The following is a 22,315-nucleotide window of genomic DNA, read 5'->3' as shown; positions in this document are numbered from 1 at the left end:
TTTTGCTAAACGCTAGTCAATTCACGTTGTTTTAAATCGAAAACTAGGTTGCGAACCAGCAGTGTTCGCAATCTTTATTCATGCTACTTTCTCATCACGTAGTGTCTTTTCTGCTGATTAGTAACCTGATATGGTTAACGGCTATTTTCTAATGCCCATTTAGAGGTTGCCTTGTCGTACACAGCTGAAACACCCTTCTTTGCACGCGCTATCACCTTACTAAAATTACTTGGTCCTGGTGTGCTTATGGCAACGGCGGCGGTAGGTGGAAGCCATTTAGTGGCATCCACTCAAGCAGGGGCAAAGTTTGGCTGGCAATTAGCGCTGCTAATACTATTGGTAAACCTTCTCAAATATCCGTTTTTCAGGGCAGGCGTAAGTTACACCATCAGCACGAAGCAAACCTTGCAGCAAGGTTATCTAGAAATGGGCAAACGGTATTTAACCATTGCCTTGTGCCTAAATAGTATCGCGTCGGTAGTTAATGCTGCCGCGCTGTTGCTGTTTGCAGCTAGTTTATTGTCGTACTTTATTCCATTTGATATAGCCATAGCGGTGTCTGCCTCAGTAGTTTTAGCACTTATATTACTGATTTTACTGGCAGGGCATTTTGAAGGGCTCGACAACATTGCCAAAGGCATAATGGGCGTGCTTGTAGTGGCAACGATTGCTGTGTTTATCGTTGCTCTTAGTAATTATACTGCACCGCTCATCCCCGCTGATTCGCAGCCCTCTCCATGGACACTCGCCACCTTAGGCTTTTTAGTGGTAACAATGGGGTGGATGCCTGCACCTATTGAAATATCCTCTATTACTTCTCTTTGGTTAAAGCGTCAGTGCAAAGGTCAAGCGGTAACGCCGAAGTCGGCCCTTTTCGATTTTAACCTGGGCTATGCGGTAACCGTATTACTTGCACTGTTGTTTTTGGGGTTAGGTGCGTTAATTCTGTATGGCAGCGGCACAGAACTCAGTACTAGTGGTATTGGCTTTTCTCATCAGCTTATCAGCATGTACTCGTCAACCATCGGGGAGTGGGCGCATCTGCTTATCGCGATAGTGGCGTTTTTATGTATATTCGGCTCGGCGCTAACCGTATATGACGGTTATGCGCGAGTGGTTGCAGAAGCAATTGCGCTATTGTTTAACAAGGATAACGCCGCTCGCAATACACTTGTAACACCAGTATTGCTTTTCATGGCAATATTCAGCTTTGTCATTGTACTCTTTTTCAAGTCTGCTTTATTAGCCATGCTAGGCTTTGCGATGACGTTAGCTTTTGTAACCACGCCAATGTTTGCTTGGCTTAATCATAAGCTGGTGGCACAAACTAAGCTGCACCCTGATGCCGCGCCTAATAAGGTTGTAAAGTTACTTAGCTTGCTAGGCCTGGTTTACCTGTTCGGGTTTCTTTTGGTATTTGTTTGGTGGAAGTGGCTTAGCTAACGGTTTACCCCGGAATATAGCCTCAATTACACCCACCTTTGCCAGCCGGTTACTGCTATTGCTAACCGTCCCACTTCAGCAATTTTAACAAACGAGCTAAACTCGTGTGGCGGGTGATGGTGGCTACCTGCAGCGCACGAGTTCGCTCTTTGTAAGCCGCTAGGTTTACTTAGTGTAAACTGGGCGGGCAGAGGTTAGCGTGGCAACCTTATCTTTAACTTGTTGAATAAGGTTACCGTCTTTAGGTTCTGATAACACATCGCAAATCCAGTTGGCTAACTGGGCGCAGTCGTCTTCACTAAAATTACGAGAAGTCACCGCTGGCGTACCTATCCGAATACCACTTGTTACAAAAGGCGACTGTGGGTCGTTAGGTACAGTATTCTTATTCACAGTAATGTTCACACTATTTAAAATGGCGTCGGCTTCTTTCCCGGTCATTCCTTTGTTTACAAGACTTAGTAGGAACATGTGGTTGTCGGTTCCATTAGATACTACGTCAAACCCACGCGTCATAAATACATCAGCCATAGCGCGCGCATTGATAACCACTTGCTTTTGATATGCTTTAAATTCGGCTGTCATGGCTTCTTTAAACGCTACAGCTTTAGCCGCGATAACGTGCATTAGCGGGCCGCCCTGAATCCCCGGGAAAATAAGTGAGTTAAACTTCTTTTCAAGTTCAGGGTTTGTCTTACACATAATAAGCCCGCCGCGAGGGCCACGTAGTGTTTTGTGGGTAGTGGTAGTAACCACGTGCGCCGCGTTAATTGGCGAGGGATAAACACCCGCCGCGACAAGGCCTGCTACGTGTGCCATATCTACCAGCAAATACGCGCCTACACTATCGGCAATCTCTCTAAACTTTTGCCAATCTACAACGCGAGAATACGCTGAAAAACCAGCCACGATCATCTTTGGGTTATGCTCTTTAGCTAACGCTTGTACTTGGTCGTAGTCAATCTCACCGGTTTCGGTGTTTAGCCCATATTGAATGGCGTTGTATAGCTTGCCTGAAAGATTAGGTTTTGCACCATGGGTTAGGTGACCGCCGTGATCAAGACTTAACCCGAGTATGGTATCGCCAGGGCTTAGTAGTGCCATGTAAACCGCAGTATTCGCTTGCGAACCAGAATGGGGCTGAACATTTACATAATCAGCTTCAAACAGGGCTTTGGCTCTGTCGATAGCAAGCTGTTCAACTTTATCCACGGCTTCACAGCCACCGTAATAGCGCTTACTCGGATAGCCTTCTGCATACTTGTTCGTCAGTTGGCTACCTTGCGCCTGCATAACGGCTTTGCTGGTGTAGTTCTCTGATGCGATTAGCTCAATGTGATGTTCTTGGCGTTCGTCTTCTTGTGCAATAAATTCGGCGATATCTGGGTCTTGCTGGGTAAGGTTTTGGTTTAGCGTATTCATGCTGTCTCCTAATTGTCGTTGTTGTGTATTCGATACTAGAAGTGCAAAATGAATAAATAAAATTAATAAAAAATATGGCATTATAATTTTATTAAATGCCTATGGCTGTGCTTTTGGCACAGCACAGCGCGTTTTTTGTCTGTAATAGAGTAAGCCTTTAAACTTTGTTGGTGAAAGTTCAGTGTTTAGTTGACTCTATAGAGAGGGTGTAAATCAAAGTAATGAAGAACTTGTCCATAGATTTTCTACGCTCGTTCGTGCTTATTGCACAGACGGGTAGCTACACGCAGTGCGCCGAGCAGCTGCAGCGGACTCAACCTGCAATAAGCCTTCAAATTAAAAAGCTAGAGGAAATGATTGGGGAGAAGCTATTTTCTCGCGACAAAAATCGTCTAGCGCTTACTGGCGCTGGTAGCCGCTTGTTGTCATATGGTGAGAAAATAGTAGCGCTTAATGACCAAGCTATGGCTGAGTTCGGTAAGCCTCAGGTGACCGGAAATATTAAGTTGGGCATCCCCAGTGAATTTAGCACCACGCTTATGCCTAAAATTATTCGACAGTTCACACAAACTTACCCGGAAATATCGCTAGAGGTGCATTGCGCGCTAAGCAAAGATTTGTTGAGCGAACCATTAAAAAGCCAGTTCGACTTAATTTTGTCATTACAGGAAACCCCAAATCCACAGCAGGATGGCTTCATCATCTCAGATCAACTGGTATGGGTAGGCAGTCAGCGCTTTGTTAACAGTGTGCCTGCTAAGCTCCCTATTATTGCAGCCCCCTCACCGTGTATTTATCGCAAACGCGCCACTAACCTTTTATCCGCAATCAAAAAGCCGTGGCAGGTGGTATACACCATTGCCGATTTAAACGGTATTCAAACTGCTATTAATGAAGGGCTAGGCATTACGGTACTGGCAAAAAGCTCAGTACCGTCAGGATTACACGTTTTATCTAATTCAGAAAACTTGCCCGAACTAGGGCATGTAGGCGTTTGCTTAGTTAACCCTCAAAAAGTGTCATCTAAAGCGATTAGCCTGCTGACCGAAACCATTACTAACGAAGTCGCAAATTTTTAAAAAGTGATAGATTGCTTTAACTAGCGCGCTTGGTTAACAAAAAAGTAAGTGTGCTAAAAGGAAATGAAGCTTTTCAATAAAGCGCCGTTTATGCCTTTTTAACAAACTGCGCGGTAAGCATCATTTCACCTGCACCATCTACTTTACAATCTAGCTGGTGGTCTTTGGCATCTTTCACATGACGGATGACCGCTTTGGTACCAATTTTAAGTACCAGCGAACTGCCTTTTACTTTCAAATCTTTTGCTAACGTTACCTTGTCACCAGCAACTAATGGGGTACCGTTATAATCTTTTGCAGAGACTTCTTCTTCAACCTCGTTCGGGTTCCACTCGTGACCACATTCGGGGCAAATAAGTAAAGACTGGTCTTCATATACATATTCAGACTGGCAATGCGGGCAAGGAGGTAGTGACATGTGGAATTCTCTTAAAATACTTAATTAAAGCGCTCGGGTCATAAAGTGACTATTAGGGTCAAGCGAATAGTCACCAAAAGGGCCGCAGTCGATAAAACCGAACTTTTTATAAAGCGTTCTCGCCGCTAAAAAGTAGTCTTGCGTTCCCGTTTCTAAACTTACCGAACTAAACCCTTTCATTTTCGCATGTTCTAAGGCAAAAAGTAACAACTGAGACGCCACGCCGCAGCCCCTGAAAGGCTTTGCAGTGCGCATAGACTTAAGTTCGGCTCTATGTGTATCAAGGGTTTTAATAGCCACACAACCAGCAAGCTGTTGCTGTTTCCAGCCACTAAAAAAAGTAATGTTGGGAGCTTTCAGTGCATCAACGTCTAGCGCATGCACGCTTTCTGGTGGTGACGTGGCATACATATCAGATAAATGTTCTTCTAAAAGCGCCAGCACTTCTCCCCCTGTGAGGTCATCAATAATGATCTTCATTTTTTGGCCTGTGGTTAGTTTTCCGTTAAGTGCTTGTAAATGAATTATTTTCAGGGGGATACTGGTTTAATCATGTTGAAAAAACGGTCGTCTTCGCTTTGAATGACAAAACCTACTTTTTTATAAAGCGAAACCGCCGGGCTAATTTTGAAAACCCGTAACGTGAGTAAAGTGGCGTTAGCCCTCAATGCCAGCTTTTCAGCTTCTTCAATGGCGGCGCTCCCTATGCCTTTATTTTGTTCACTCGGAATAACTTGAAGATCGCGTAAAATACAGGTGTTATCTTCAAACTGTAGGCGCATAACCCCCACTGTTTGGTTGTCTAATTGAATGTCGTAGTTAACGAGTTCAGCCGTAACCTCTAGCACTTTTTCAGCGTTCCAGTCGGGAGCAAATTTAGCGTAATACTCTTCCATGTTCGCAAAGGTAAATACAGCAGCACGCCGTAAGTCTGAGCTTGGTACAAAAGTAATTTTCATAATGCTTTAGTTGTCTTTTTCGGATTTTAGCGTTCGTTTAGGTCTCTTGTGGAGCTAACAAAAAAATCGCTATACAAATATAAACACCACGAGCGATCTTGTTGCTGGAAAACACCTATACCTAATGGTTAAGTTCTTTTCTGCCTTTTAACTGGAAATAAGCCGAACCAAAATGCTCCTTCTAGAATAAACCCTAATATGACGAATAGAAACACACCTGACTGAATCCCCATACTGTAAGAAGTGATAGCTGCTACTAAAAGAACTAGAGCAATAAGAATTCGATAAATACCTTTCATTTGAAAACTTCCTTTTAAGTGTCTACCGCCTTTGTAACAGGCTGTAATACGTGGGCTAAAATAGGAGCGAAGCTGAATACGACCTTGAGCATCTGATATCAGAACTAGACGCTGAATTAAAAGAGTGAAACCGTTTAAGTTAACCGTACTGGCAAAATCAGATCTAAAAGATATTGCATTGTTTACTCAACGGAAATGGGGCCGACAACAGCGTAATGTATATCTTAAACAATTCGACGATTCATTTTTGATGTTGTCTGAAAATCAATGTCATCGATACCTTGTACGGTGTGGATAGCAGCTAACTGCATGCGAAGCTTTTTCGCGAGCTTAGTCTGTATGCCTGAAGTTTTCTCTTTTTCGAAAAACAGCTTCAGGCCCTTATGTCAAAATGACTTAATTTTTTTGTTAGCTGCCACCTGCCACCTACTAGTAATGGTAACGACATGAAATAACCGTAATTGCGGTATCGTCCACGGCATATACCAAACGGTTAACGTCATCTATTCTACGGGACCAGAAACCTGAAAGATTTTCTTTTAGAGGTTCCGGTTTTCCAATTCCATCAAATGGAGAACGCTTAACATCGGAAATTAACTTATTGATACGTTTCAAGGTTTTCTTGTCTTGAGTCTGCCAATAAACGTAGCTATTCCAAGCTTCATCAGTCCATGATAACAACCTGTTACTCATCAATAAGTTCTCGCTGGGTCGTTTTTGCTGCTTTTAACTGTGCTATTGAACGATTTAAGTGTTCAGCGTTCGCTGGAGAACGAAGTAGATGAACGGTTTCCATAAGGCTGTTGTAGTAATCTAATGACATTACGACAGCATCCTCAGAGTCACGACGGGTGATCACTGTTGTATCTGCATCGTTGATTACATTGTCCAAAACGGCTTTTAGACCGTTTCGAGCTTCGGTAAAAGAGACAATTCTCATTTTGCACCCCACTTGTACATTATATGAGACAAGTTTAGATCGGAAATGAGTACATGTACAGGATGTTGTGCATTACTGCGCTGTGGCAGCTAACACCTAAATATGGGGCACAAACAGGCAGGCTATAATGGCGAAGCCGCCCCGCGTGTATGCGTCCCAGCGAACGCAGTGAGTGACTTAATTTTTTTGTTAGCTGCCACTTAAACCTACTGATTTCAGATAAACATACAAATATGGAATTAGTATTATCAAGATAACAACTACTGTACCAATGTAAAAAAAATGAGCCTCTTTTTCTGCTTGGTCAAAATCATAGGTTTGCTCAATACTTTCTAATTCGGATGGATCAACTCCATCTTCTATCGCTCTCTCATTTATCTCTGATATTTTTTCGAATAATTTCTCATGCTCAGCCATTGCTGTTTTATGAATATCTGATTTGAATTTTTTATAATCAAGATAATGTCTATGAGCATGGTATGACCACGCAAGGGTGTATATAAAACAGAGCGAGCTAATCGTTGCTGAAAACTCAAATTGCACAACACTAAAAGCTATTAGAAATATCAAAATACCACAAAGACAATCTAAAATTTCACCTGCCGGTTGATACGGACGTCTTAAGCGATTTTTGTCAAAAAGACCAAAACAGCAACTCAACAAAAAAACGCAACAATAAAAATAACCCCAAACAGGCACTTGGTCTCTCCTTGGCAGCTAACGCCCGGCTCACCAGCGCCCAAACCCACAAAAGCAGCGTAGGTTTGGGCGTCTGCGTGGAGCCGCTTGTTATGCTTAGCATATATACACAGCCATACCCAGATTATTGTTGGCGCAATTAGCTACGAAATTTTTAAGATTTACAAAGTATTCCGTAATATACTCCAAGCCTTCGTTGCCATCTCTGCTCCATATGTTTGGGTATATGTCTAACTTATCCATATCCTCTGGATCGTAATTTGCTGACACATCTGCTTCAGTGATGTTTAAAAGGCGTGAATGGATTTCTTTTACCGTCTCGCTATTAAACAAACGCGCGGGTCCGTAACCTACGTCAATATCACCAGCGACTACTCCACCTACAGTAATGAAATCCATTGGAGTTTCCGCTTCATAAGCAGTCTTATTCATGCAGTAGTGAATTCCTTGCCACGACTTATCTAAGTCGTCATCGACGTTCTCACCTTCGACGAAACTTAAATTTGGAATTTCGGTTTCCGTTGTAACTTTCTTTCCGAAAAGCTTAGACAGAAAGCCAGCTCGATTCTTTTCCTTAATTGCTTCTTCATATATTTCTGGGTCATCAGAAGCAATAAGTCTCCAAATAAGCTCCGGACGCTCCAATATTTCTTTAATATTTGCATCTGACACACTATGAAGTGCTAAACACATACCCATGATTTACTTCCTTGCTGGTTTTGAAGCATAACGCTAAGCTTTGGACACAAACGCAGCGCTACAATGGCGAAGCCGCGCTGCGTTTGTGTCCCAGCGACCGAAGGGAGCGAGTTAAGCGCATTGTTATGTTTCATAGCTGTTCGAAGTACCATTTTGCTTGTTTCCATTCGAGGTCTTGCTCCATGTGCCAATCAAAAGGTCTGGGGTGTTTTTGGTTGTCAATGATATGCTGAAGGTGTGCATGAGCTATTTCCGGGTCATATACGCGCCAAACTAGGCGACGAGTTTTATTCCAAGTTTCGCGAACAAAAAATAACGCATTCCCGCCCGACTTAATATCCTCATCGAGTTTGTCACAAAATGGTTCGACGATCTGTCTTTCTTCTTCGGATGGCATTCCATTTTCGATAATATCCGTGAAGTCGATTATGACGGAAAGGTGCCAGCCAAAAACTCTTTTGTGTTCGAAGTTTTTGAGCGCAGAATTCAATACCCCAACGCATGGAAGTTTGTCCGCTTCCCACTCCATGACAGTGTAAGTTTCTTCCGGTAGTGTTACTCGAACCTCGTTTTCTTTAAAAGGTTTATCTTTCTTCTTTCCAAACAACCTACTTAACATGGTTTTCCTCCGTGAAACATAACACCCACATAAGGGGCAGTAACACGTGGGCTAAAATGCGAAGCAGCCCCGCGTGTATGCGTCCCAGCGAACGTAGTGAGTGTGTTGATTGGGTTGTTAGGTGCGCTCATGCCAAGACCCCATTTAGCAGCATACTAGGCATAAAAAAGTAAAAAGCCAATAAGCCCGAACCTGTAAATAGAAGTGCGACGGCACAAAAAGAAGCTTGAACGAAAAAGACGGAAGGTTTAGCGGATGCACTATGCCTAAGAGCTACTACTGAGGTTTTTAAACATTCTTTAATTGCTTGGTATTTAGCTGAGAACCAAGAAATGATTGGAGCAAGGCTAGCAAAAACGAGAGCAAATGCGATTTCCACACCGCCTAATTGAACTAAGAAGGCTATCTCTGGCAAAACTGCGGCCGCAACAACCATTGCGATGCCGATAACTGCGCGTTGTAGATTAGTTAATTCATTCCATGATTTCATAATTTTTCCTTTTAGCACCTAACGTTTGAATAAGGGGCGATAACTCGTGGGGCATAATAGCGAAGCGGCCCTGCGTGTTAGCGTCCCAACGAGCGACAGCGAGTGACTTTACTTGGTTGTTATGTTCAATTTTCATCGGGTAACCTTATTAATGTCAAAAAGGCTTTTAGCAAACCCCAGATGAAGCAAACTACTCCAACCATTAGGACAAAGGCCAGAATCAAATGCTGATTTATAAACAATGAGTGGCTATCGCCCATAAATGGCGCCGAAGCAAAGATAAAAAATACGCCAAGAAAAATATATCCGATAGCTTCCAAATACGGCCGCTGACCTTCTGATAGTCTTAGTATCTCTGAAAGCTCTCTGTTTAACCAATTTGATTCGGGCAGAAATACACTAAACAGGCTTGTTGCCACGCTGAATCCGGACCAGCTGGCTACTACCAACGAAGTGATGAATATGGTTGTCGGAGAGTTGTGTCTTGAAAAATACTCTTCATTATTTCCAATGGATTCAAGGCAGAAGTATGCAAGAAGAACGCTTAAGGCCAATATCACAAAATTTAAAGCTATCTTTTTCATATTCTGAATTTAATTCATCCTTGATTGAACATAACACCCGCATAACGGGCAAAAACACGTAGGCTACAATACCAAGCGAAGCGCTGGGAGCCTACGTATTTTTGTCCCAGCGAACGTAGTGAGCGAGTTTATGTGCTTGTTAAACCAACAATGATAGACTAACATGACCTAATTAAAGACCTTTTAGGAGACCTTTATGGCGGCGAGAGTTTTGGCTGAAGTTGCTGCAAGTATTACAGAACTAAAAGCAAACCCTATGAAAGTTGCGAGCAGTGCATATGGCGATCCTGTCGCCATATTGAATAGGAATGAACCCGCATTCTATTGTGTCCCAGCAGAGATTTACGAAAAAATGATGGATCGTTTGGAGGATCTGGAACTACTACAGCTTGTTAAAGAAAGGCAAGGTGAAGAAAGCGTTTCGGTGAATTTGGATGACCTATAAATTAGAGTTTAAAAGAAGCGCCCTAAAAGAATGGAATAAGCTTGGTAGTACTTTGCAGCAGCAATTAAAAAAGAAGTTAGCAGAGAGGTTAAAAATACCGCACGTAGCCCCAGATAGAGTGTTAGGTGCCGATAATGTTTATAAAATAAAATTACGTCAATCAGGATATAGGTTGGTGTATCAGGTACTTGATGACGTAGTTGTAGTTATAGTGCTTGCAGTGGGAAAACGCGAAAGAAATGAGGCTTACAAAAAAGCATTAAAGAGACTTGATGCTGAATAAGGGTTTAACGCCCCAGCGAGCAGCGCGAGCGCCTTTAGTTTTTTGTTAGGTGTTTCAAACCTTGAGGCCGCTTTTTTCATTTAAGTAACTTTCCAAGAGATGAAAGCCTTTTAGCTGTTCTGTAACAGACAAAAATCGTTTACCTTCAGAGTCGTATAAGTGAAGCACTTGTGTACTTGCGATATGACGGGCTTTAGAAATATTTTGCCAGCTAATACTGATAGCTTGTTTACCTTTAAGTACAGTAATCTCGTTGTCTGTAAGTGTAATCACTGAATTCATGAACGGAAGTGTGCGTAAACCATGAGTTGTCATGTATAGATTGCCACCACCTAATAGCGCAGCCGCAAGAAACATAGCTATATCGTATCGGTCATACCATACAGGCAAAAATAAACACCAAACAGCTAAGCAAAACATGACCGGTAAAAATACCCAGCCTATTAACCTTATCCAATAAGGGTGACGAAGTTGAATGCTATCCACGCACCTACACCTAACGCCGCCATATGGGGCATTAGAACTCCAGCACTCTGTTGAATTTAAAAGCCAAGTGGCCATCAATGCAATGATAGTTTGGCGACACAAACTGAACCGTCCAAGATGGCATTGCATTGGTATTGAACCCTAGTTTTGTAAGATGGCTTTTTATGTCTGTGTCTTTGATGTATTCCGTTGACTCAAACTTAGACGCTACACTTTCAATTGATTTGTCTTCGGGAATTTCGATGCGCGCGTTATAAATACAATCGATATTATCTAGTTCAAGTTCGTTGAACTTTTTATATAGATCAGCGTTCCCACTGATAAAATTATCCAGTTCTTTTTGCTCAGCTTTATCAAGTTTTCGGACCAAAGAAGGATCGCAGCCTTCTTGCTTGAAAGACCTTTTAAAAGTATTTGATACAAAACGTTTTGAAAATACCGTCATTTTCTTCTGCGTTTCACCGTTAATTGGGTTAATGCACTTATACTCTAAAATTTTGTATACCTGCCAAATTCCAGCACTGTAGCTTCTTATCCAATCGCCAATTTTTAAGTCCATGTAGTTTTCTTTGTCCCTAGCGAGCGCAGCGAGTGTTAATGCGTTTGTTAGCTGCCAATGCAATCAGATGGTCGCATAGTAAAACTATGTAATTTTCGCCCATCACGGGTTACGTAGTTTGAAGTCACTGCAACACCCACTTTAGAAAAATAACTATTTTCATTTGAATTACAGTATTCATTTAACTGCGCATCTTTAAGCGGGCCAAAAGCTAAAAGATCCTCGGATTCATAATGGTCAATGATATACTCGTAAACAATTGTTCTACCTTCAAGGCGGACTCGATTTAACTTAGTAATGTCGTCTAGAAATATTGGTGTCATTTCATTCATCTGATTTACAACATCTTGTAATTGATCGTCACTAATTTTTAACGATTCTTTCTGTACAAAAGGTTTCCATACCGAATTCGAAATCAATGAAAGACTTCCGACAATAAGAAGAAAAATAGCTACCGTCTTTGTTGTTTTGTCCATGCTTACCTTCTGGCAGCTAACTTTTAAATAAGGGGCGCAAACTTGTGGGCTAAAATCCGAGCGAAGCGAGTCAGCCCAAATGTTTGCGTCCCAGCCCGCGCAGCGGGCGAACTTAATTTTTTTGTTATACACAACTTAATTCGAAGAACTGCTTTCTTGCTGCAAAAAGAGCAGGATTTTCTCCAGAGAGTAGAAAAATAACTGCAAAACTACATTTAAGCCACCAATGATAGCGCCCCAAATAAAGCCAGTGTCACTTGAATAGTACTCGAGGCCAAGCTCTGAGTGGTTGCGAATATTTGAGTCTATTAATGCCCAGTTGGCAAACATTGCAATAATTAAAAAAACAAACAGCCAAAAAGATGAAAGAAGTTTGTATCGCTTTACAATTTTTTTGATATTTTCTTCTGACACGTAGGGTTCCCTCCTTGTGTATAACTTTTCAATAACGGGCGCAGATGCGTGGGGCATAATGGCGAAGCCGCCCCGCGTATTGGCGTCCCAGTGACCGAGGAGAACGACTTTAGCGTTTTGTTATATTTCATTTTCACTTACAGAGCGATTGCTCTTTGTTTTAAGGGTTTCTTCTATTGCTATTATAGAAGCAAGAACGGAAGACCCAAATAAAGAACATAGAGAATGGGGCAAGAGGCTTATGGCTGAGATATGCATAAAGGTATTTATACCCTCGCTATATTTACTAACGGCTACGATAAGAGACAAAAATAAAAGGCCAAATCCCACATAAGCGAGAAGTCTAGCAATGATGAGGACAAGTCCTAAATTATTTGTTTTTAAGTTTGCATATGGTCTCATTAAAACTCCATTTTTTAAATTCTGAGGGAAATATAACGCCCAACTTAGGGGCACAAATACGGCGGCTATAATCGGAACGAAGTGACACAGCCGCCGTGTTTGTGTCCCAGCGAGCCCGCGAGCGGCTACAGCAGATTGTTAGGCGGCATGCAGATCTATTGGCTGCACGTTATCCAAGTTGATGTTCTGTTTGGCCAGCCAAAGTTCGTAATTGTCTTGCATGCTAAGCCAACTTTCAGGGCTGCGCCCCAATACTTTTGATAGCCTTAAGGCCATTTCTGGCGTTACTGCACTTTTGCCCTTCACTACACGATTTAGTGTTGAAGCGGCAACACCAAGATGGGTAGCAAGTGTCCTGCAACTAATACCGTGTGGCTCCATGTAAATGGATTCAATAAATTCACCCGGATGTGGTGGGTTATGCATATTCATTAGTGATAATCCTCGTAATTTAAGATGTAAGCATTACCATCCGTGAACTCGAAAGTGACTCTCCAATTGCCGTTGACTGATATCGACCAAATATTTGACCTTTCTCCTTTGAGTTGATGAAGAGAGAAGCCCGGTAAATCAATGTCACCGATATCTTGTGCGGTGTGGATAGCAGCTAACTGCATGCGAAGTTTTTTCGCGTGCTTAGTCTGTATGCCTGAAGTTTTCCCTTTTTCGAAAAACAGCTTCAGACCCTTATGTTTAAATGACTTAATCATGGAAAGAGTGTAGCGCATTGCGCAACGCGGTGCAACTTGACGCTTAACACCCACATAATGGGCAGTAACACATGGGCTAAAATCCGAACGAAGCGACAGAGCCCACGTGTTACTGTCCCAGCGAACCTGCGAGCGGCTTAATGTGATTGTTATGCGCTATTGACTAACAACGCGCAAGTACCATAATTAGGTATATATTGGTACTTGGAGAAACCAGATGGCTAAAAACACCAGCATTACCCTTGGAGACCATTTTGATGGCTTTATTGCTAGCCAAATTCAAACTGGTCGGTATGGTTCAGCAAGCGAGGTGATTCGTTCAGCTCTTCGCTTGCTAGAAACACAGGAAACCAAATTAAACACTCTGCGTCAATTACTTGTAGCAGGTGAAGAAAGCGGCGAAGCTGAATACGACCTTGAGCATCTGATATCAGAACTGGATGGTGAATTAAAAGAGTGAAACCGTTTAAGTTAACCGTACTAGCAAACTCAGATCTAAAAGATATTGCATTGTTTACGCAACGGAAATGGGGCCGACAACAGCGTAATGTATATCTTAAACAATTCGACGATTCATTTTGGATGTTGTCTGAAAATCCTGATATTGGTAAAAGCTGCGACGAAATAAGAGATGGATACAGAAAATTTCCTCAAGGTAGCCATGTTATTTTCTACAAACAAACGGGCAGTCAGGAAATTTTGATCATAAGAATCCTTCATAATAGTATGGATGTAAATCCTGTACGCTTTGGCGCATAACTTTCCAATAACGGGCGTAGGCACGTGGGGCATAATGGCGAAGCCGCCCCGCGTGTATGCGTCCCAGCGAACGCAGTGAGTGTGTTTATTGATTTGTTATCTTCTTTCCTTGATTGCCCAAAAGAAGACCATTAACACTTAAGTCCTCGTCCAATTGAGGCCAATGAATACCTTCGCCATCACCCAATATCTCCCAATCTTTAAGTTGATCTTCAGTCGCAGATGAAAGCGATGGAAACCAAGCTAAAGGAACAGAAAGAGAGCGGCCATCAATTAGACTGATAATAAGTGAGTCTGAGTCAAAACTTACTGAGTGAGCAAGAGGGTGATGTTCAACTGCTAAAATAGCCATTCCAAGCCTCCAAAAATGTTTCTTTATTTTCGACCACCAATTGATCGAGTTTTCTTAACTCTTTCGGTGGAAAACGAGTAGAGCTAGCTAAAGCAACGGGCTTTAACCAGAATTTAGCAAGCATCTTCTCTCGCTGAATATGAATGTGTGCGGGTTCACCGTTTTCATTACTATAAAAGAAGAAACGATAAGGCCCTAATCTTAATACTGTCGGCATGCAGTAAGATTATCGCAGAAGAGCAAATATGCCAATTGGAAGATAACTTCCCACTAAGGGGCAAAAATACGTAGGCTATAATACTGAGCAAAGCGAAGGGAGCCTACGTGTTTTTGTCCCAGCGAGCCTGCGAGCGAGTTTATGCGATTGTTAGGTGCTTGCATATTTAAACGACTACTCTAGGGGCTTTGCCATGAAAGTCCAAGTATAGTTTTTTGAGATTATCTGGCACCAGAGGCCAGCCATATTCAATACCTTCTTGAGTACCTTTCCAGAATAAGTGCTCTGTGTAATATACATCTATGTATTCGAACTCTGCTTTAGATGCAGTTTCAAGTTTTTCGCTCATGTACTGCAACTGTTCTAATGCTTCTTCTAAATTACCTTGGTTAAGTAAAATGGTTGTCAAATTTGCGAACTCTTCCATTAGGAATGGATGTTCACATTTTTCATGTTTTTCCATGAGTGGCACAACGTTTGGAAACTTAGTGCAGATTTCATTTAAGAATTGTCTTATTTCTGATTTGGCCATTGATTTCTAAGAAGCACCTAACTTTTCAATAACGGGCGCAGGCACGTAGGGCATAATGGCGAAGCCGCCCTGCGTGTATGCGTCCCAGCGAACGAAGTGAGTGAGTTTATTGGCTTGTTAGGCTTTACTCCCGAGATATCCTATCCCACTGGTGCGCAAAATACCCCTGTTCACTGTTACAGCTTTCACAAACTAAGCATTCAGTATCGTCAGCTCTTTGGTAGGCTTCTAGCAAGTCGGTTCCAGTTAACTCAAATGAGCAATCATTATGGTGACCTCCAGGGTCTGTAATGCCAGAACACGTTACAGACAGATATGGCGTTAATACTGCTTTTTGCTTTGGTGATAAGGAATCGAACCCTTGGGATACCGCAAGTTTGGCGATTCCTTCTGTTCCTTCGAAGCTCGCAGTATCAAAAACTCCATGAGTAATTTGATGCTCTAGTATTTGTTCTGTGGTATTCATAAATTTCCTTTTTTATTTGCGATTAACCTTTATAAGCCTAACGCTAAGCTTTGGGGCGCTAGCACGTGGGCTAAAATCCGAACGAAGTGAGTCAGCCCACGTGTTAGCGTCCCAGCGACCGGAGGGAGTGCCAACAGCGTTTTGTTAGGCGTACAATGAAACGTACGCAGCTTTGCTGCCACCACTAGCCAAATAGGCCGCTTGTTTAAATTATTGAATTTAAGATAAAACAACCCTGTTCGAAATGCCAGATGTTAACGCCAATGCTGGATAAAAGAGCGAGTAGAGATAACTAGGGGTGGTGAATGTTGGCGTTGCGGTGTTTATGAAAAGCACGTTGCTAAAGTCGCTTAAACAGCAATATGTGCTAGCCGCAAAGACAACCTAGCGAAACAACCTTGATGCTGGAATGTCACAGTTAAACCTACTTTTTAATGCTGTAAGTAAATGACGCCTAACGCTAAGCTTTGGGGCGCTAGCACGTGGGCTAAAATCCGAACGAAGTGAGCCAGCCCACGTGTTAGCGTCCCAGCGACCGGAGGGAGTGCCAACAGCGTTTTGTTAGGCGTGCAAAGGTAAGTACGCAGCTTTGCTGCCACCACGAGCCGATAAGGCCACTTATTTAAATTGTTGAAATTAAGATAAAACAACCCTGTGCGAAATGCCAGATGTTAACGACATTGCTGGATAAAAGAGCGAGTTTAGAAGACTGGTGATGCAGAATGTCGGCGTTGCTGTGTGATGAAAAGTACGTTGCTAAAGCCGTTGAAACTACCGAAAAAGCCAGCGGTAAAGACAACCTAGCGAAACAACCTTGATGCTGGAATGTCACGGTTTAACCCACATTTTAATGCTGTAAGTAAATGACGCCTAACTTCCAAATATGGGGCGCGGACGCGCAGGCGATAATAGCAAAGCCGCCTGCGTGTATGCGTCCCAGCGAACGTAGTGAGTGAGTTGATTGAGTTGTTATGCATTACTTCCTCTGTAGTAAATATCTGGTGCTAAAGACGAAGTACCAAAGCGCAAACGACCAAGCGGTAAATTTAAACAATACTACAAAAGAAAACCAGAAAGGAGACTCGGTTAAGGAAACAGAATTGGTAGTTCGTAGATTGAGTATCTCTTGGTGAAAAGCAGCGGCAAGAATTTGGTGTCCCAGCCATATTGTGAGAAACAAGCTTACAAACATCCAAAACCAATTGAATGAATAATTGGGTAAGAGAGCTTTGAGTGAAAACACGCTTTTAAACTTTCCTTGTCGTCTGAGTGCTTATAGTTCTATCGGTAATGCATAACGCCCGCATAAGTGGCGCATAAAAGCTTGGCTATACTAAGCGAAGAATGAGCGCAGCCAAGCTTTTTGCGTCCGCCCTTAATGCGTTTGTTATATGTTTGAGCGCTTAATTTCATTTAATGTGTTTACAACACTAGAAACTTTTTGAAACGCATTGTTTGCGTATGCAATGACAAAAAAGTTACCTCTTTTATTGTTTAAGCCTAAAAATTTATTTGTTAGATCTGTTTTTCGAAAGTGTAAATCAATATCAGCTTGTGAAATATTTAACTCTATTGTAATTCCTTTTACCTGACCATGAAGGGTTTCACTTTTTATAACACCCACATTTTCCCATGCAACATTAAGAGACGACTGATTGTTAACTTCATCGAATGAAGTTGGGAAACTTATCCCTCGATTGTCTGCTGAAAAGTAAACCCAACCACGCCAGTTACTTGGCTTTAAAGCCGGGAACATGAAGATCAAACCTAACATAACAAAAATGTACTTAAAAACTACAGGAGAATTACCTGCCCAATTACCATAAGTGTAAAAAGCAAACAGCATCAAACAAGATACAACCAGATAACAAAAGCAAATTAACTTAGCTCCCCATGGAGGTGTTTCATATTTAAACATTTGATTTTCTTTGAATATGCACCAATATCAAGAAACATATAACGCCCGGCTCACCGAGCAAATTTTGATGGCGACTTTTTTGGAACAAAAAAGGTGACAGTAAAATTTGTCCGGTGCAGCGGCTTGTTAGCCATGCATTGCAACCTCAGAGATTTTTTGCGCTTTCTCGATACTAATACCGTTTACGAAATCGTGGTAAAACTCATGATCTACCTCGTGCAAACAAAGGTAAGGTCGAGCACCATCAGCCTGCGGGTGAACGTCGGTAGCCAACGAATGTGTGCTTTCGTAGTAAGGTAATTTGCTGCAAAACCAACCAAAGTAAGCCCTTTCAGTGTCTGGCTCGTCCCATGTTTCCAAGTAATGCTCGTAACTTTCTTTGCTAAGCGAAACCCACACGCCCCACATGAAAGGCTCTATTACTCCATGAATGGGTATTTCAATTATCACTCGTGCAAAATAATGCGTACCGTCTTCATCAGTGTAATAGCAAAGATCGTCGCCGATTTTTCCTTCCTGCTTTACTTCCTCTGGTTGCCCTAACCAAGGATCAGGTGCTTTAAACCCAAAGCTAGGTGAACCTTCGTGTTGCTTTCCACAACAAGAGCATTTAAAACTAAAAATTCCTGCCATATCTCTGATTCTACTTTTTGGCTAACGCTAAGCTAAGGGGCGCTAGCGTGTGGGCTATAATCCGAACGAAGTGAGTCAGCCCACATGGTAGCGTCCCAGCGACCGGAGGGAGTGGCTTGAGCGTATTGTTAGCCGCGTTCGTGCCAATACCCTGGTTTTCGGTGGTTGTGCATAATAGCTACCACACTAATTTCCCGGTTTTCGATAATTTTATAAATAATAGAGTATGGGAACCTGCTTAAGACAAAGCGTCGATGTGTTTGCCCCATTTTTGTCCATGCCGATGGCAAAGAGCTAACTGAATCGATGGCTTCCTTGAGTTCTTGGGTAAATTCGTGACCCAACCCCAATGACTGTTCTTGATACCAATCAAACGACTCTTTTATTTCCCTTTTAACCTCCGGGTGAAAGGAAACAGGCAGCATCTTTTAATTAAGATCCTTTTCTATCTCTTCCCAACTAATGCTTTTTACCGCACCAGACTCTAGCTCTGCGCTGCGAGATTCTGCAAGTATTAACCACTCGGATTCCACATCGCTATCAATCTTGGTATCCATAGCCGTTAAAAGACAGTGGGCAGCAAGTGCTTTCTCTTTAGTGCTGAGTTGCTCGATATTTTCAAGCAACACTTTTAATGCATCAGACATAAAATAACTCCCGTTGGGTATGATTTGATATTACCACTAAAAAAGAGAAGTGAAAGGCTGGATTTACAAGTAGCGGCTAACGCTAAGCTTTGGGGCGCTAGCACGTGGGCTAAAATCCGAGCGAAGCGAGCCTGCCTACGTGTTAGCGTCCCAGCGACCGGAGGGAGTGCCAACAGCGTTTTGTTAGGCGTACAAAGGAACGTACGCAGCTTTGCTGCCACCACTAGCCAAATAGACCGCGTGTTTAAATTATTTAATTTAAGATAAAACAACCCTGTGCGAAATGCCAGATGTTAACGACATTGGTGGATAAAAGAGCGAGTTTAGACGGCAAGTAATGTTGAATATTGGCGTTGCGCTGTTGATGAAAATCACGTTGCTAAAGCCGTTGAAACTACCGAAAAAGCGAGCTGTAAAGACTACCTAGCGAAACAACCTTGATGCTGAAATGTCACGTACGAACCCACATTTTAATGCTGTGAGTAAATGACGCCTAACACCCGCATAAAGGGCGATAACACATGGGCTAAAATTAGGAACGAAGTGACGCAGCCCATGTGTTAGCGTCCCAGCGAGCTTGCGAGCGATTTAATGCGTTTGTTAGGTTTTTGGCTTGGGGCCACAAAAGTGACCCCGCCAACGGTTACAGAAGCACGATAATTAACCCTAAAGCTCTAATTATTGCAGCAACATTTACAGTAACCTCGTATGTAGGAGTTTTAAAAGTAAACATATTGTTTGCTCGATAACTCCTAGGCCGACCTAGGAAATTAAAACCTAGGTTTTACGTCACTGGCCGTGACGCCACGGATGGATTTCGAGGCCCATTCCGTGGATTGCCGCCCGGGGTACCAACCCAGTTGGCGAGGCGTGGTACCACAGATACTTAGAGGGTATTCCCGCATCCACGGGATCCATAAGCGTCTGTGCGCCCCTCACTGCTAGGGATGGCACTGCCAACCCTGCAATGTTCGATAGAAAACCTAACTTTTAAATAAGGGGCGCAGACATGTGGGGCATAATGGCGAAGCCGCCCCGCATGTTTGCGTCCCAGCGAACGAAGTGAGTGACTTAATTTTTTTGTTATATGCTTTTTGAGCAGCCATTTACAACCAATAATTGATTAAAGTATCTCACTAGTTGCCAGTGTCTTTTTGGGGCACTGTCTAAATGCCCCATACTTGAAATACTAACGTTATTAATTTCGACCGATAGTTTAAATACTATGCCATCCATTTTACCTTCCGAAAAATACGTTGGTTCCCAGCTAATGATACCTGCCTCTTTGAAAAACTCTAATGAGTGAGCAAGCGTATCTTCTGAAATTACACTAGAACAAAGAACTGATTCACTTCCACCTTTGATAGCAATGAGTTTTAGCGAGCTTTGAGAATAAGTAAGTAGCGATTTATCCCGATAAGAACCAAGCTCATAGATAACTTGATCTGCTCGTGTAAAGTACGACGAGCAAGCCAATATAAAAAGAAGAAGCAATCTTTGCATAGGCATATAACACCCGCATAACGGGCAAAAACACGTAGGCTACAATACCAAGCAAAGCGCAGGGAGCCTACGTGTTTTTGTCCCTAGCGAGCGCAGCGAGTGGTTAATGCGTTTGTTAAATGCCAATCACCAACTTCATCGATTCTGCCGCAGATATAAAACCCAATAAAAAGAATAATATACGTGTAAAAGTATTAACTGCAAAACGCAATGCATCAGGTTCAAACCATGGTTTTTTATCAAAATCATATTCTGTACGAAGTTGTCGCTGACACTCTCCAATAATTTGCTTACCAATAACCAGCAAAAAAATTAAGGTGAAAAAGGTAAAAGCGAAAACTCCACCTGGAAGAGAATAAAACTCAATAACAGTGTCGCTGAGTACTAGTAATACTCCAGCCAAAAATGATGTTGTTTTTGTAGCTTCCATTGGCATTTAACACCCGCATAAAGGGCGATAACACATGGGCTAAAATTAGGAACGAAGTGACGCAGCCCATGTGTTAGCGTCCCAGCGAGTTTGCGAGCGATTTAATGCGTTTGTTATAAGCCACCAAAATTACCACTTAGCCATCCTTGATACTCATAACCCTTTGAACGATAAAAGGCTAACTCTACGTTTTTGAAAGAGTCAAAGTATGCAGCGACAAATGGCACAAAGAATATGGCCGCAAAGTTTTGCTTTACCTCACCTTCAGGTATGTACCCTACCTCATGGATGAGCCAATGGTTAATATCGAAGAACCTGAAGAATGTGACAGCAAGTAACCCAAATATTAAAGAGCCAAACAGTTTTGCCCAAGTTAAACGGGCAAACTGCCAAAGAATTCTAGAGACATTTGACAGGAATAACACGTAAAAGTAAAAAATTACAACAAACAAAACAGCTTCGATATTTAAGTCCTTAGGGATTAAAAAATATGCGAATGCTGGAGCCATAAAACCTAACATCTTACGCTTATAAGTTTCTACGAAGAATGAACCTTCGTTTATTACATCATCAGGAAGTGAAGTTACTGTTTTCATAGTGGCTTATAACGCTAAGCTTTGGGGCGCTAGCACGTGGGCTAAAATCCGAGCGAAGCGAGCCAGCCCACGTGTTAGCGTCCCAGCGACCGGAGGGAGTGCCAACAGCGTTTTGTTAGCCGATACGGCCACTTATTTAAATTATTGAATTTAAGATAAAACAACCCTGTGCGAAATGCCAGATGTTAAGGACATTGCTGGATAAAAGAGCGAGTTTAGAAGACTGATGATGTTAAATGTTGGCGTTGCGGTATTGATAACAAGCGGGTTGCTAAAGCCGTCGAAACTACCGAAAAAGCCAGCGGTAAAGACAACCTAGCGAAACAACCTTGATGCTGGAATGTCACGGCTGAACCCACATTTTAATACTGTGAGTAAATGACGCCTAACACCCAACTTTGGGGCAAAAGTACGTAGGCTAAAATAAGGAGCGAAGCGACGGGAGCCTACGTATTTTTGTCCCAGCGAACGCAGTGAGTGGCAACAGTTGTTTGTTAGACACGTACTTAAAGCGATCTCGAAATTTGTTTGCATATAGATACGTCATTAGCCCTAGCACTACTATATTTTTTTCCGTTTTTTCTGAAAACTAGCCTACAGCTTCGGCTTCTGCTATCCGGATCGAAAGTTGATTTTGGATTATCCAATACTATGTGCTTATTTGCAGGGTATACATAGCGTAATTCGATAGTCCCACTCCCTTTGTTATAAAGGGCGTAAAAAACGTCAAGATATTGTTTGTAACCATAGTATGTACACAATATTGGTACCACAGGAGAAAACAAAATGATTTTATATAAACTCAAAGCTGTATTGTATTTAACCTTATAAATTAG

Annotated in this window: 38 protein-coding genes; 7 read left to right on the top strand and 31 right to left on the bottom strand. The window is 42.3% G+C overall.

The features are described from left to right. Positions 1–171 precede the first annotated feature (171 nt). A complete protein-coding gene (locus ACXAFM_RS06870; protein WP_474833918.1) occupies positions 172–1,443 on the top strand; it encodes an NRAMP family divalent metal transporter in 1,272 nt (423 codons plus the stop codon). A 165-nt stretch (positions 1,444–1,608) separates the two neighbouring features. Here the strand turns inward: ACXAFM_RS06870 and glyA are convergent, their stop codons facing one another. Further along, positions 1,609–2,865 (bottom strand): serine hydroxymethyltransferase, encoded by a 1,257-nt coding sequence (gene glyA, locus ACXAFM_RS06865; protein WP_474828066.1) that lies wholly within the window; start codon positions 2,863–2,865, stop codon positions 1,609–1,611. A gap of 221 nt (positions 2,866–3,086) precedes the next feature. On the opposite strand from glyA, the gene ACXAFM_RS06860 reads away from it, so the two are divergent. Then, positions 3,087–3,944, top strand: coding sequence for a LysR family transcriptional regulator (locus tag ACXAFM_RS06860; RefSeq protein ID WP_474833916.1), 858 nt, complete (start codon positions 3,087–3,089; stop codon positions 3,942–3,944). Between the two features lie 88 nt (positions 3,945–4,032). On the opposite strand, the gene ACXAFM_RS06855 is transcribed toward ACXAFM_RS06860, so the two are convergent. Genes ACXAFM_RS06855 through ACXAFM_RS06845 form a run of 3 tightly spaced genes read right to left on the bottom strand, consistent with a single transcriptional unit; the run spans position 4,033 to position 5,321 of the window. Next, positions 4,033–4,362, bottom strand: a complete 330-nt coding sequence (locus ACXAFM_RS06855; RefSeq protein WP_474828062.1) for a zinc ribbon domain-containing protein YjdM — start codon at positions 4,360–4,362, stop codon at positions 4,033–4,035. A 24-nt stretch (positions 4,363–4,386) separates the two neighbouring features. Continuing rightward, positions 4,387–4,842: a GNAT family N-acetyltransferase gene (locus ACXAFM_RS06850; RefSeq protein WP_474833914.1), complete on the bottom strand. Its 456-nt coding sequence runs from the start codon at positions 4,840–4,842 to the stop codon at positions 4,387–4,389. Positions 4,843–4,892: 50 nt separating this feature from the next. After that, positions 4,893–5,321, bottom strand: coding sequence for a GNAT family N-acetyltransferase (locus ACXAFM_RS06845; RefSeq protein WP_474833912.1), 429 nt, complete (start codon positions 5,319–5,321; stop codon positions 4,893–4,895). 423 nt (positions 5,322–5,744) lie between these two features. Here ACXAFM_RS06845 and ACXAFM_RS06840 point away from each other — a divergent pair, with 423 nt between their 5' ends. Further along, the gene (locus ACXAFM_RS06840; RefSeq protein ID WP_474833910.1) at positions 5,745–5,918 is read left to right on the top strand and encodes a type II toxin-antitoxin system RelE/ParE family toxin; all 174 of its coding nucleotides are present in this window, start codon (positions 5,745–5,747) and stop codon (positions 5,916–5,918) included. Here ACXAFM_RS06840 and ACXAFM_RS06835 read toward each other — a convergent pair. The 9 genes from ACXAFM_RS06835 to ACXAFM_RS06795 form a co-directional block, all read right to left on the bottom strand. Beyond that, entirely contained in the window at positions 5,845–5,997 is a 153-nt protein-coding gene (locus ACXAFM_RS06835) for a type II toxin-antitoxin system RelE/ParE family toxin (RefSeq protein ID WP_474835552.1), read from the bottom strand. The two genes, ACXAFM_RS06840 and ACXAFM_RS06835, sit on opposite strands and share 74 nt — an antisense overlap. Before the next feature lie 52 nt (positions 5,998–6,049). After that, the gene (locus tag ACXAFM_RS06830; protein WP_474828055.1) at positions 6,050–6,313 is read right to left on the bottom strand and encodes a Txe/YoeB family addiction module toxin; all 264 of its coding nucleotides are present in this window, start codon (positions 6,311–6,313) and stop codon (positions 6,050–6,052) included. Then, positions 6,306–6,560: a type II toxin-antitoxin system Phd/YefM family antitoxin gene (locus ACXAFM_RS06825; protein ID WP_334031478.1), complete on the bottom strand. Its 255-nt coding sequence runs from the start codon at positions 6,558–6,560 to the stop codon at positions 6,306–6,308. The genes ACXAFM_RS06830 and ACXAFM_RS06825 overlap by 8 nt, the downstream gene beginning before the upstream one ends. Before the next feature lie 189 nt (positions 6,561–6,749). After that, positions 6,750–7,259 carry a hypothetical protein gene (locus ACXAFM_RS06820; protein WP_474833908.1) on the bottom strand — a complete coding sequence of 170 codons (510 nt, stop codon included), beginning with the start codon at positions 7,257–7,259 and terminating at the stop codon, positions 6,750–6,752. A 96-nt stretch (positions 7,260–7,355) separates the two neighbouring features. Further along, positions 7,356–7,958 carry a YfbM family protein gene (locus ACXAFM_RS06815; RefSeq protein ID WP_474828050.1) on the bottom strand — a complete coding sequence of 201 codons (603 nt, stop codon included), beginning with the start codon at positions 7,956–7,958 and terminating at the stop codon, positions 7,356–7,358. A gap of 130 nt (positions 7,959–8,088) precedes the next feature. Then, complete coding sequence (locus ACXAFM_RS06810; RefSeq protein ID WP_474828048.1) at positions 8,089–8,577, bottom strand: DUF695 domain-containing protein; 489 nt, start codon at positions 8,575–8,577, stop codon at positions 8,089–8,091. A 127-nt stretch (positions 8,578–8,704) separates the two neighbouring features. After that, complete coding sequence (locus ACXAFM_RS06805) at positions 8,705–9,067, bottom strand: hypothetical protein (protein ID WP_474833906.1); 363 nt, start codon at positions 9,065–9,067, stop codon at positions 8,705–8,707. Further along, a complete protein-coding gene (locus ACXAFM_RS06800) occupies positions 9,051–9,203 on the bottom strand; it encodes a hypothetical protein (RefSeq protein WP_474833904.1) in 153 nt (50 codons plus the stop codon). Before ACXAFM_RS06800 ends, ACXAFM_RS06805 begins: the two co-directional genes overlap by 17 nt. Further along, positions 9,193–9,651, bottom strand: a complete 459-nt coding sequence (locus ACXAFM_RS06795; protein WP_474808919.1) for a hypothetical protein — start codon at positions 9,649–9,651, stop codon at positions 9,193–9,195. Before ACXAFM_RS06795 ends, ACXAFM_RS06800 begins: the two co-directional genes overlap by 11 nt. 196 nt (positions 9,652–9,847) lie before the next feature. Between ACXAFM_RS06795 and ACXAFM_RS06790 the strand changes: the two genes are divergently transcribed. Continuing rightward, a complete protein-coding gene (locus ACXAFM_RS06790) occupies positions 9,848–10,096 on the top strand; it encodes a type II toxin-antitoxin system Phd/YefM family antitoxin (protein ID WP_032095995.1) in 249 nt (82 codons plus the stop codon). After that, complete coding sequence (locus tag ACXAFM_RS06785) at positions 10,086–10,379, top strand: type II toxin-antitoxin system RelE family toxin (RefSeq protein WP_474833902.1); 294 nt, start codon at positions 10,086–10,088, stop codon at positions 10,377–10,379. Before ACXAFM_RS06790 ends, ACXAFM_RS06785 begins: the two co-directional genes overlap by 11 nt. A 54-nt stretch (positions 10,380–10,433) precedes the next feature. On the opposite strand, the gene ACXAFM_RS06780 is transcribed toward ACXAFM_RS06785, so the two are convergent. From ACXAFM_RS06780 to ACXAFM_RS06750, 7 genes are all read right to left on the bottom strand, one after another. Continuing rightward, positions 10,434–10,865, bottom strand: coding sequence for a hypothetical protein (locus ACXAFM_RS06780; RefSeq protein WP_474833900.1), 432 nt, complete (start codon positions 10,863–10,865; stop codon positions 10,434–10,436). Positions 10,866–10,896: 31 nt separating this feature from the next. Further along, a complete protein-coding gene (locus ACXAFM_RS06775; protein WP_474833898.1) occupies positions 10,897–11,424 on the bottom strand; it encodes a hypothetical protein in 528 nt (175 codons plus the stop codon). A gap of 47 nt (positions 11,425–11,471) precedes the next feature. Beyond that, complete coding sequence (locus ACXAFM_RS06770) at positions 11,472–11,900, bottom strand: hypothetical protein (protein WP_474833896.1); 429 nt, start codon at positions 11,898–11,900, stop codon at positions 11,472–11,474. A 135-nt stretch (positions 11,901–12,035) separates the two neighbouring features. Further along, positions 12,036–12,314, bottom strand: coding sequence for a hypothetical protein (locus ACXAFM_RS06765; RefSeq protein WP_474828035.1), 279 nt, complete (start codon positions 12,312–12,314; stop codon positions 12,036–12,038). A gap of 120 nt (positions 12,315–12,434) precedes the next feature. Further along, positions 12,435–12,716, bottom strand: a complete 282-nt coding sequence (locus tag ACXAFM_RS06760) for a hypothetical protein (protein ID WP_474833894.1) — start codon at positions 12,714–12,716, stop codon at positions 12,435–12,437. A gap of 138 nt (positions 12,717–12,854) precedes the next feature. Further along, positions 12,855–13,148 (bottom strand): HigA family addiction module antitoxin, encoded by a 294-nt coding sequence (locus ACXAFM_RS06755; RefSeq protein ID WP_474828029.1) that lies wholly within the window; start codon positions 13,146–13,148, stop codon positions 12,855–12,857. Continuing rightward, on the bottom strand, positions 13,148–13,426 hold the full coding sequence (locus tag ACXAFM_RS06750) for a type II toxin-antitoxin system RelE/ParE family toxin (protein WP_334022385.1): 279 nt from the start codon (positions 13,424–13,426) through the stop codon (positions 13,148–13,150). Before ACXAFM_RS06750 ends, ACXAFM_RS06755 begins: the two co-directional genes overlap by 1 nt. Positions 13,427–13,643: 217 nt before the next feature. On the opposite strand from ACXAFM_RS06750, the gene ACXAFM_RS06745 reads away from it, so the two are divergent. Further along, entirely contained in the window at positions 13,644–13,886 is a 243-nt protein-coding gene (locus ACXAFM_RS06745; protein ID WP_014978218.1) for a type II toxin-antitoxin system ParD family antitoxin, read from the top strand. Then, entirely contained in the window at positions 13,883–14,185 is a 303-nt protein-coding gene (locus ACXAFM_RS06740; RefSeq protein WP_474833892.1) for a type II toxin-antitoxin system RelE/ParE family toxin, read from the top strand. The genes ACXAFM_RS06745 and ACXAFM_RS06740 overlap by 4 nt, the downstream gene beginning before the upstream one ends. A gap of 85 nt (positions 14,186–14,270) precedes the next feature. On the opposite strand, the gene ACXAFM_RS06735 is transcribed toward ACXAFM_RS06740, so the two are convergent. From ACXAFM_RS06735 to ACXAFM_RS06685, 11 genes are all read right to left on the bottom strand, one after another. Beyond that, positions 14,271–14,537, bottom strand: a complete 267-nt coding sequence (locus ACXAFM_RS06735) for a DUF2442 domain-containing protein (RefSeq protein ID WP_390609594.1) — start codon at positions 14,535–14,537, stop codon at positions 14,271–14,273. Beyond that, entirely contained in the window at positions 14,518–14,754 is a 237-nt protein-coding gene (locus ACXAFM_RS06730; protein WP_474833891.1) for a DUF4160 domain-containing protein, read from the bottom strand. Before ACXAFM_RS06730 ends, ACXAFM_RS06735 begins: the two co-directional genes overlap by 20 nt. Positions 14,755–14,920: 166 nt before the next feature. Next, entirely contained in the window at positions 14,921–15,286 is a 366-nt protein-coding gene (locus tag ACXAFM_RS06725) for a DUF7674 family protein (protein WP_474833889.1), read from the bottom strand. 124 nt (positions 15,287–15,410) lie between these two features. Continuing rightward, the gene (locus tag ACXAFM_RS06720; protein ID WP_474833887.1) at positions 15,411–15,752 is read right to left on the bottom strand and encodes a hypothetical protein; all 342 of its coding nucleotides are present in this window, start codon (positions 15,750–15,752) and stop codon (positions 15,411–15,413) included. Positions 15,753–17,139: 1,387 nt separating this feature from the next. Beyond that, positions 17,140–17,670, bottom strand: coding sequence for a hypothetical protein (locus ACXAFM_RS06715; protein WP_474833885.1), 531 nt, complete (start codon positions 17,668–17,670; stop codon positions 17,140–17,142). A 126-nt stretch (positions 17,671–17,796) separates the two neighbouring features. Continuing rightward, entirely contained in the window at positions 17,797–18,303 is a 507-nt protein-coding gene (locus ACXAFM_RS06710) for a DUF2199 domain-containing protein (protein WP_474833883.1), read from the bottom strand. A 128-nt stretch (positions 18,304–18,431) separates the two neighbouring features. Continuing rightward, positions 18,432–18,728 (bottom strand): type II toxin-antitoxin system RelE/ParE family toxin, encoded by a 297-nt coding sequence (locus ACXAFM_RS06705; protein ID WP_105933275.1) that lies wholly within the window; start codon positions 18,726–18,728, stop codon positions 18,432–18,434. Positions 18,729–18,731: 3 nt separating this feature from the next. Continuing rightward, entirely contained in the window at positions 18,732–18,950 is a 219-nt protein-coding gene (locus tag ACXAFM_RS06700; protein WP_474828022.1) for an addiction module protein, read from the bottom strand. Positions 18,951–20,033: 1,083 nt separating this feature from the next. After that, positions 20,034–20,459: a hypothetical protein gene (locus tag ACXAFM_RS06695; RefSeq protein WP_474833881.1), complete on the bottom strand. Its 426-nt coding sequence runs from the start codon at positions 20,457–20,459 to the stop codon at positions 20,034–20,036. A gap of 109 nt (positions 20,460–20,568) precedes the next feature. Then, complete coding sequence (locus ACXAFM_RS06690; protein ID WP_474833879.1) at positions 20,569–20,883, bottom strand: hypothetical protein; 315 nt, start codon at positions 20,881–20,883, stop codon at positions 20,569–20,571. Positions 20,884–20,996: 113 nt separating this feature from the next. Beyond that, a complete protein-coding gene (locus tag ACXAFM_RS06685; RefSeq protein ID WP_474825198.1) occupies positions 20,997–21,479 on the bottom strand; it encodes a hypothetical protein in 483 nt (160 codons plus the stop codon). Positions 21,480–22,315: the final 836 nt, after the last annotated feature.

The organism is Alteromonas sp. ABD4_190 (genome assembly GCF_056160105.1).
This window is presented reverse-complemented; position numbering and strand designations above follow the sequence as displayed.

What these genes read in the sequence shown, in the direction of transcription:
- glyA (WP_474828066.1), bottom strand. Translation starts at nt 2,865, where the DNA reads ATGAATACGCTAAACCAAAACCTTACCCAGCAAGACCCAGATATCGCC.
- ACXAFM_RS06860 (WP_474833916.1), top strand. Translation starts at nt 3,087, where the DNA reads ATGAAGAACTTGTCCATAGATTTTCTACGCTCGTTCGTGCTTATTGCA.
- ACXAFM_RS06855 (WP_474828062.1), bottom strand. Translation starts at nt 4,362, where the DNA reads ATGTCACTACCTCCTTGCCCGCATTGCCAGTCTGAATATGTATATGAA.
- ACXAFM_RS06850 (WP_474833914.1), bottom strand. Translation starts at nt 4,842, where the DNA reads ATGAAGATCATTATTGATGACCTCACAGGGGGAGAAGTGCTGGCGCTT.
- ACXAFM_RS06845 (WP_474833912.1), bottom strand. Translation starts at nt 5,321, where the DNA reads ATGAAAATTACTTTTGTACCAAGCTCAGACTTACGGCGTGCTGCTGTA.
- ACXAFM_RS06830 (WP_474828055.1), bottom strand. Translation starts at nt 6,313, where the DNA reads ATGAGTAACAGGTTGTTATCATGGACTGATGAAGCTTGGAATAGCTAC.
- ACXAFM_RS06825 (WP_334031478.1), bottom strand. Translation starts at nt 6,560, where the DNA reads ATGAGAATTGTCTCTTTTACCGAAGCTCGAAACGGTCTAAAAGCCGTT.
- ACXAFM_RS06815 (WP_474828050.1), bottom strand. Translation starts at nt 7,958, where the DNA reads ATGGGTATGTGTTTAGCACTTCATAGTGTGTCAGATGCAAATATTAAA.
- ACXAFM_RS06810 (WP_474828048.1), bottom strand. Translation starts at nt 8,577, where the DNA reads ATGTTAAGTAGGTTGTTTGGAAAGAAGAAAGATAAACCTTTTAAAGAA.
- ACXAFM_RS06805 (WP_474833906.1), bottom strand. Translation starts at nt 9,067, where the DNA reads ATGAAATCATGGAATGAATTAACTAATCTACAACGCGCAGTTATCGGC.
- ACXAFM_RS06800 (WP_474833904.1), bottom strand. Translation starts at nt 9,203, where the DNA reads ATGAAAATTGAACATAACAACCAAGTAAAGTCACTCGCTGTCGCTCGT.
- ACXAFM_RS06795 (WP_474808919.1), bottom strand. Translation starts at nt 9,651, where the DNA reads ATGAAAAAGATAGCTTTAAATTTTGTGATATTGGCCTTAAGCGTTCTT.
- ACXAFM_RS06790 (WP_032095995.1), top strand. Translation starts at nt 9,848, where the DNA reads ATGGCGGCGAGAGTTTTGGCTGAAGTTGCTGCAAGTATTACAGAACTA.
- ACXAFM_RS06785 (WP_474833902.1), top strand. Translation starts at nt 10,086, where the DNA reads ATGACCTATAAATTAGAGTTTAAAAGAAGCGCCCTAAAAGAATGGAAT.
- ACXAFM_RS06775 (WP_474833898.1), bottom strand. Translation starts at nt 11,424, where the DNA reads ATGGACTTAAAAATTGGCGATTGGATAAGAAGCTACAGTGCTGGAATT.
- ACXAFM_RS06770 (WP_474833896.1), bottom strand. Translation starts at nt 11,900, where the DNA reads ATGGACAAAACAACAAAGACGGTAGCTATTTTTCTTCTTATTGTCGGA.
- ACXAFM_RS06760 (WP_474833894.1), bottom strand. Translation starts at nt 12,716, where the DNA reads ATGAGACCATATGCAAACTTAAAAACAAATAATTTAGGACTTGTCCTC.
- ACXAFM_RS06755 (WP_474828029.1), bottom strand. Translation starts at nt 13,148, where the DNA reads ATGAATATGCATAACCCACCACATCCGGGTGAATTTATTGAATCCATT.
- ACXAFM_RS06750 (WP_334022385.1), bottom strand. Translation starts at nt 13,426, where the DNA reads ATGATTAAGTCATTTAAACATAAGGGTCTGAAGCTGTTTTTCGAAAAA.
- ACXAFM_RS06745 (WP_014978218.1), top strand. Translation starts at nt 13,644, where the DNA reads ATGGCTAAAAACACCAGCATTACCCTTGGAGACCATTTTGATGGCTTT.
- ACXAFM_RS06735 (WP_390609594.1), bottom strand. Translation starts at nt 14,537, where the DNA reads ATGGCTATTTTAGCAGTTGAACATCACCCTCTTGCTCACTCAGTAAGT.
- ACXAFM_RS06730 (WP_474833891.1), bottom strand. Translation starts at nt 14,754, where the DNA reads ATGCCGACAGTATTAAGATTAGGGCCTTATCGTTTCTTCTTTTATAGT.
- ACXAFM_RS06725 (WP_474833889.1), bottom strand. Translation starts at nt 15,286, where the DNA reads ATGGCCAAATCAGAAATAAGACAATTCTTAAATGAAATCTGCACTAAG.
- ACXAFM_RS06720 (WP_474833887.1), bottom strand. Translation starts at nt 15,752, where the DNA reads ATGAATACCACAGAACAAATACTAGAGCATCAAATTACTCATGGAGTT.
- ACXAFM_RS06715 (WP_474833885.1), bottom strand. Translation starts at nt 17,670, where the DNA reads ATGTTTAAATATGAAACACCTCCATGGGGAGCTAAGTTAATTTGCTTT.
- ACXAFM_RS06710 (WP_474833883.1), bottom strand. Translation starts at nt 18,303, where the DNA reads ATGGCAGGAATTTTTAGTTTTAAATGCTCTTGTTGTGGAAAGCAACAC.
- ACXAFM_RS06705 (WP_105933275.1), bottom strand. Translation starts at nt 18,728, where the DNA reads ATGCTGCCTGTTTCCTTTCACCCGGAGGTTAAAAGGGAAATAAAAGAG.
- ACXAFM_RS06700 (WP_474828022.1), bottom strand. Translation starts at nt 18,950, where the DNA reads ATGTCTGATGCATTAAAAGTGTTGCTTGAAAATATCGAGCAACTCAGC.
- ACXAFM_RS06695 (WP_474833881.1), bottom strand. Translation starts at nt 20,459, where the DNA reads ATGCCTATGCAAAGATTGCTTCTTCTTTTTATATTGGCTTGCTCGTCG.
- ACXAFM_RS06690 (WP_474833879.1), bottom strand. Translation starts at nt 20,883, where the DNA reads ATGGAAGCTACAAAAACAACATCATTTTTGGCTGGAGTATTACTAGTA.
- ACXAFM_RS06685 (WP_474825198.1), bottom strand. Translation starts at nt 21,479, where the DNA reads ATGAAAACAGTAACTTCACTTCCTGATGATGTAATAAACGAAGGTTCA.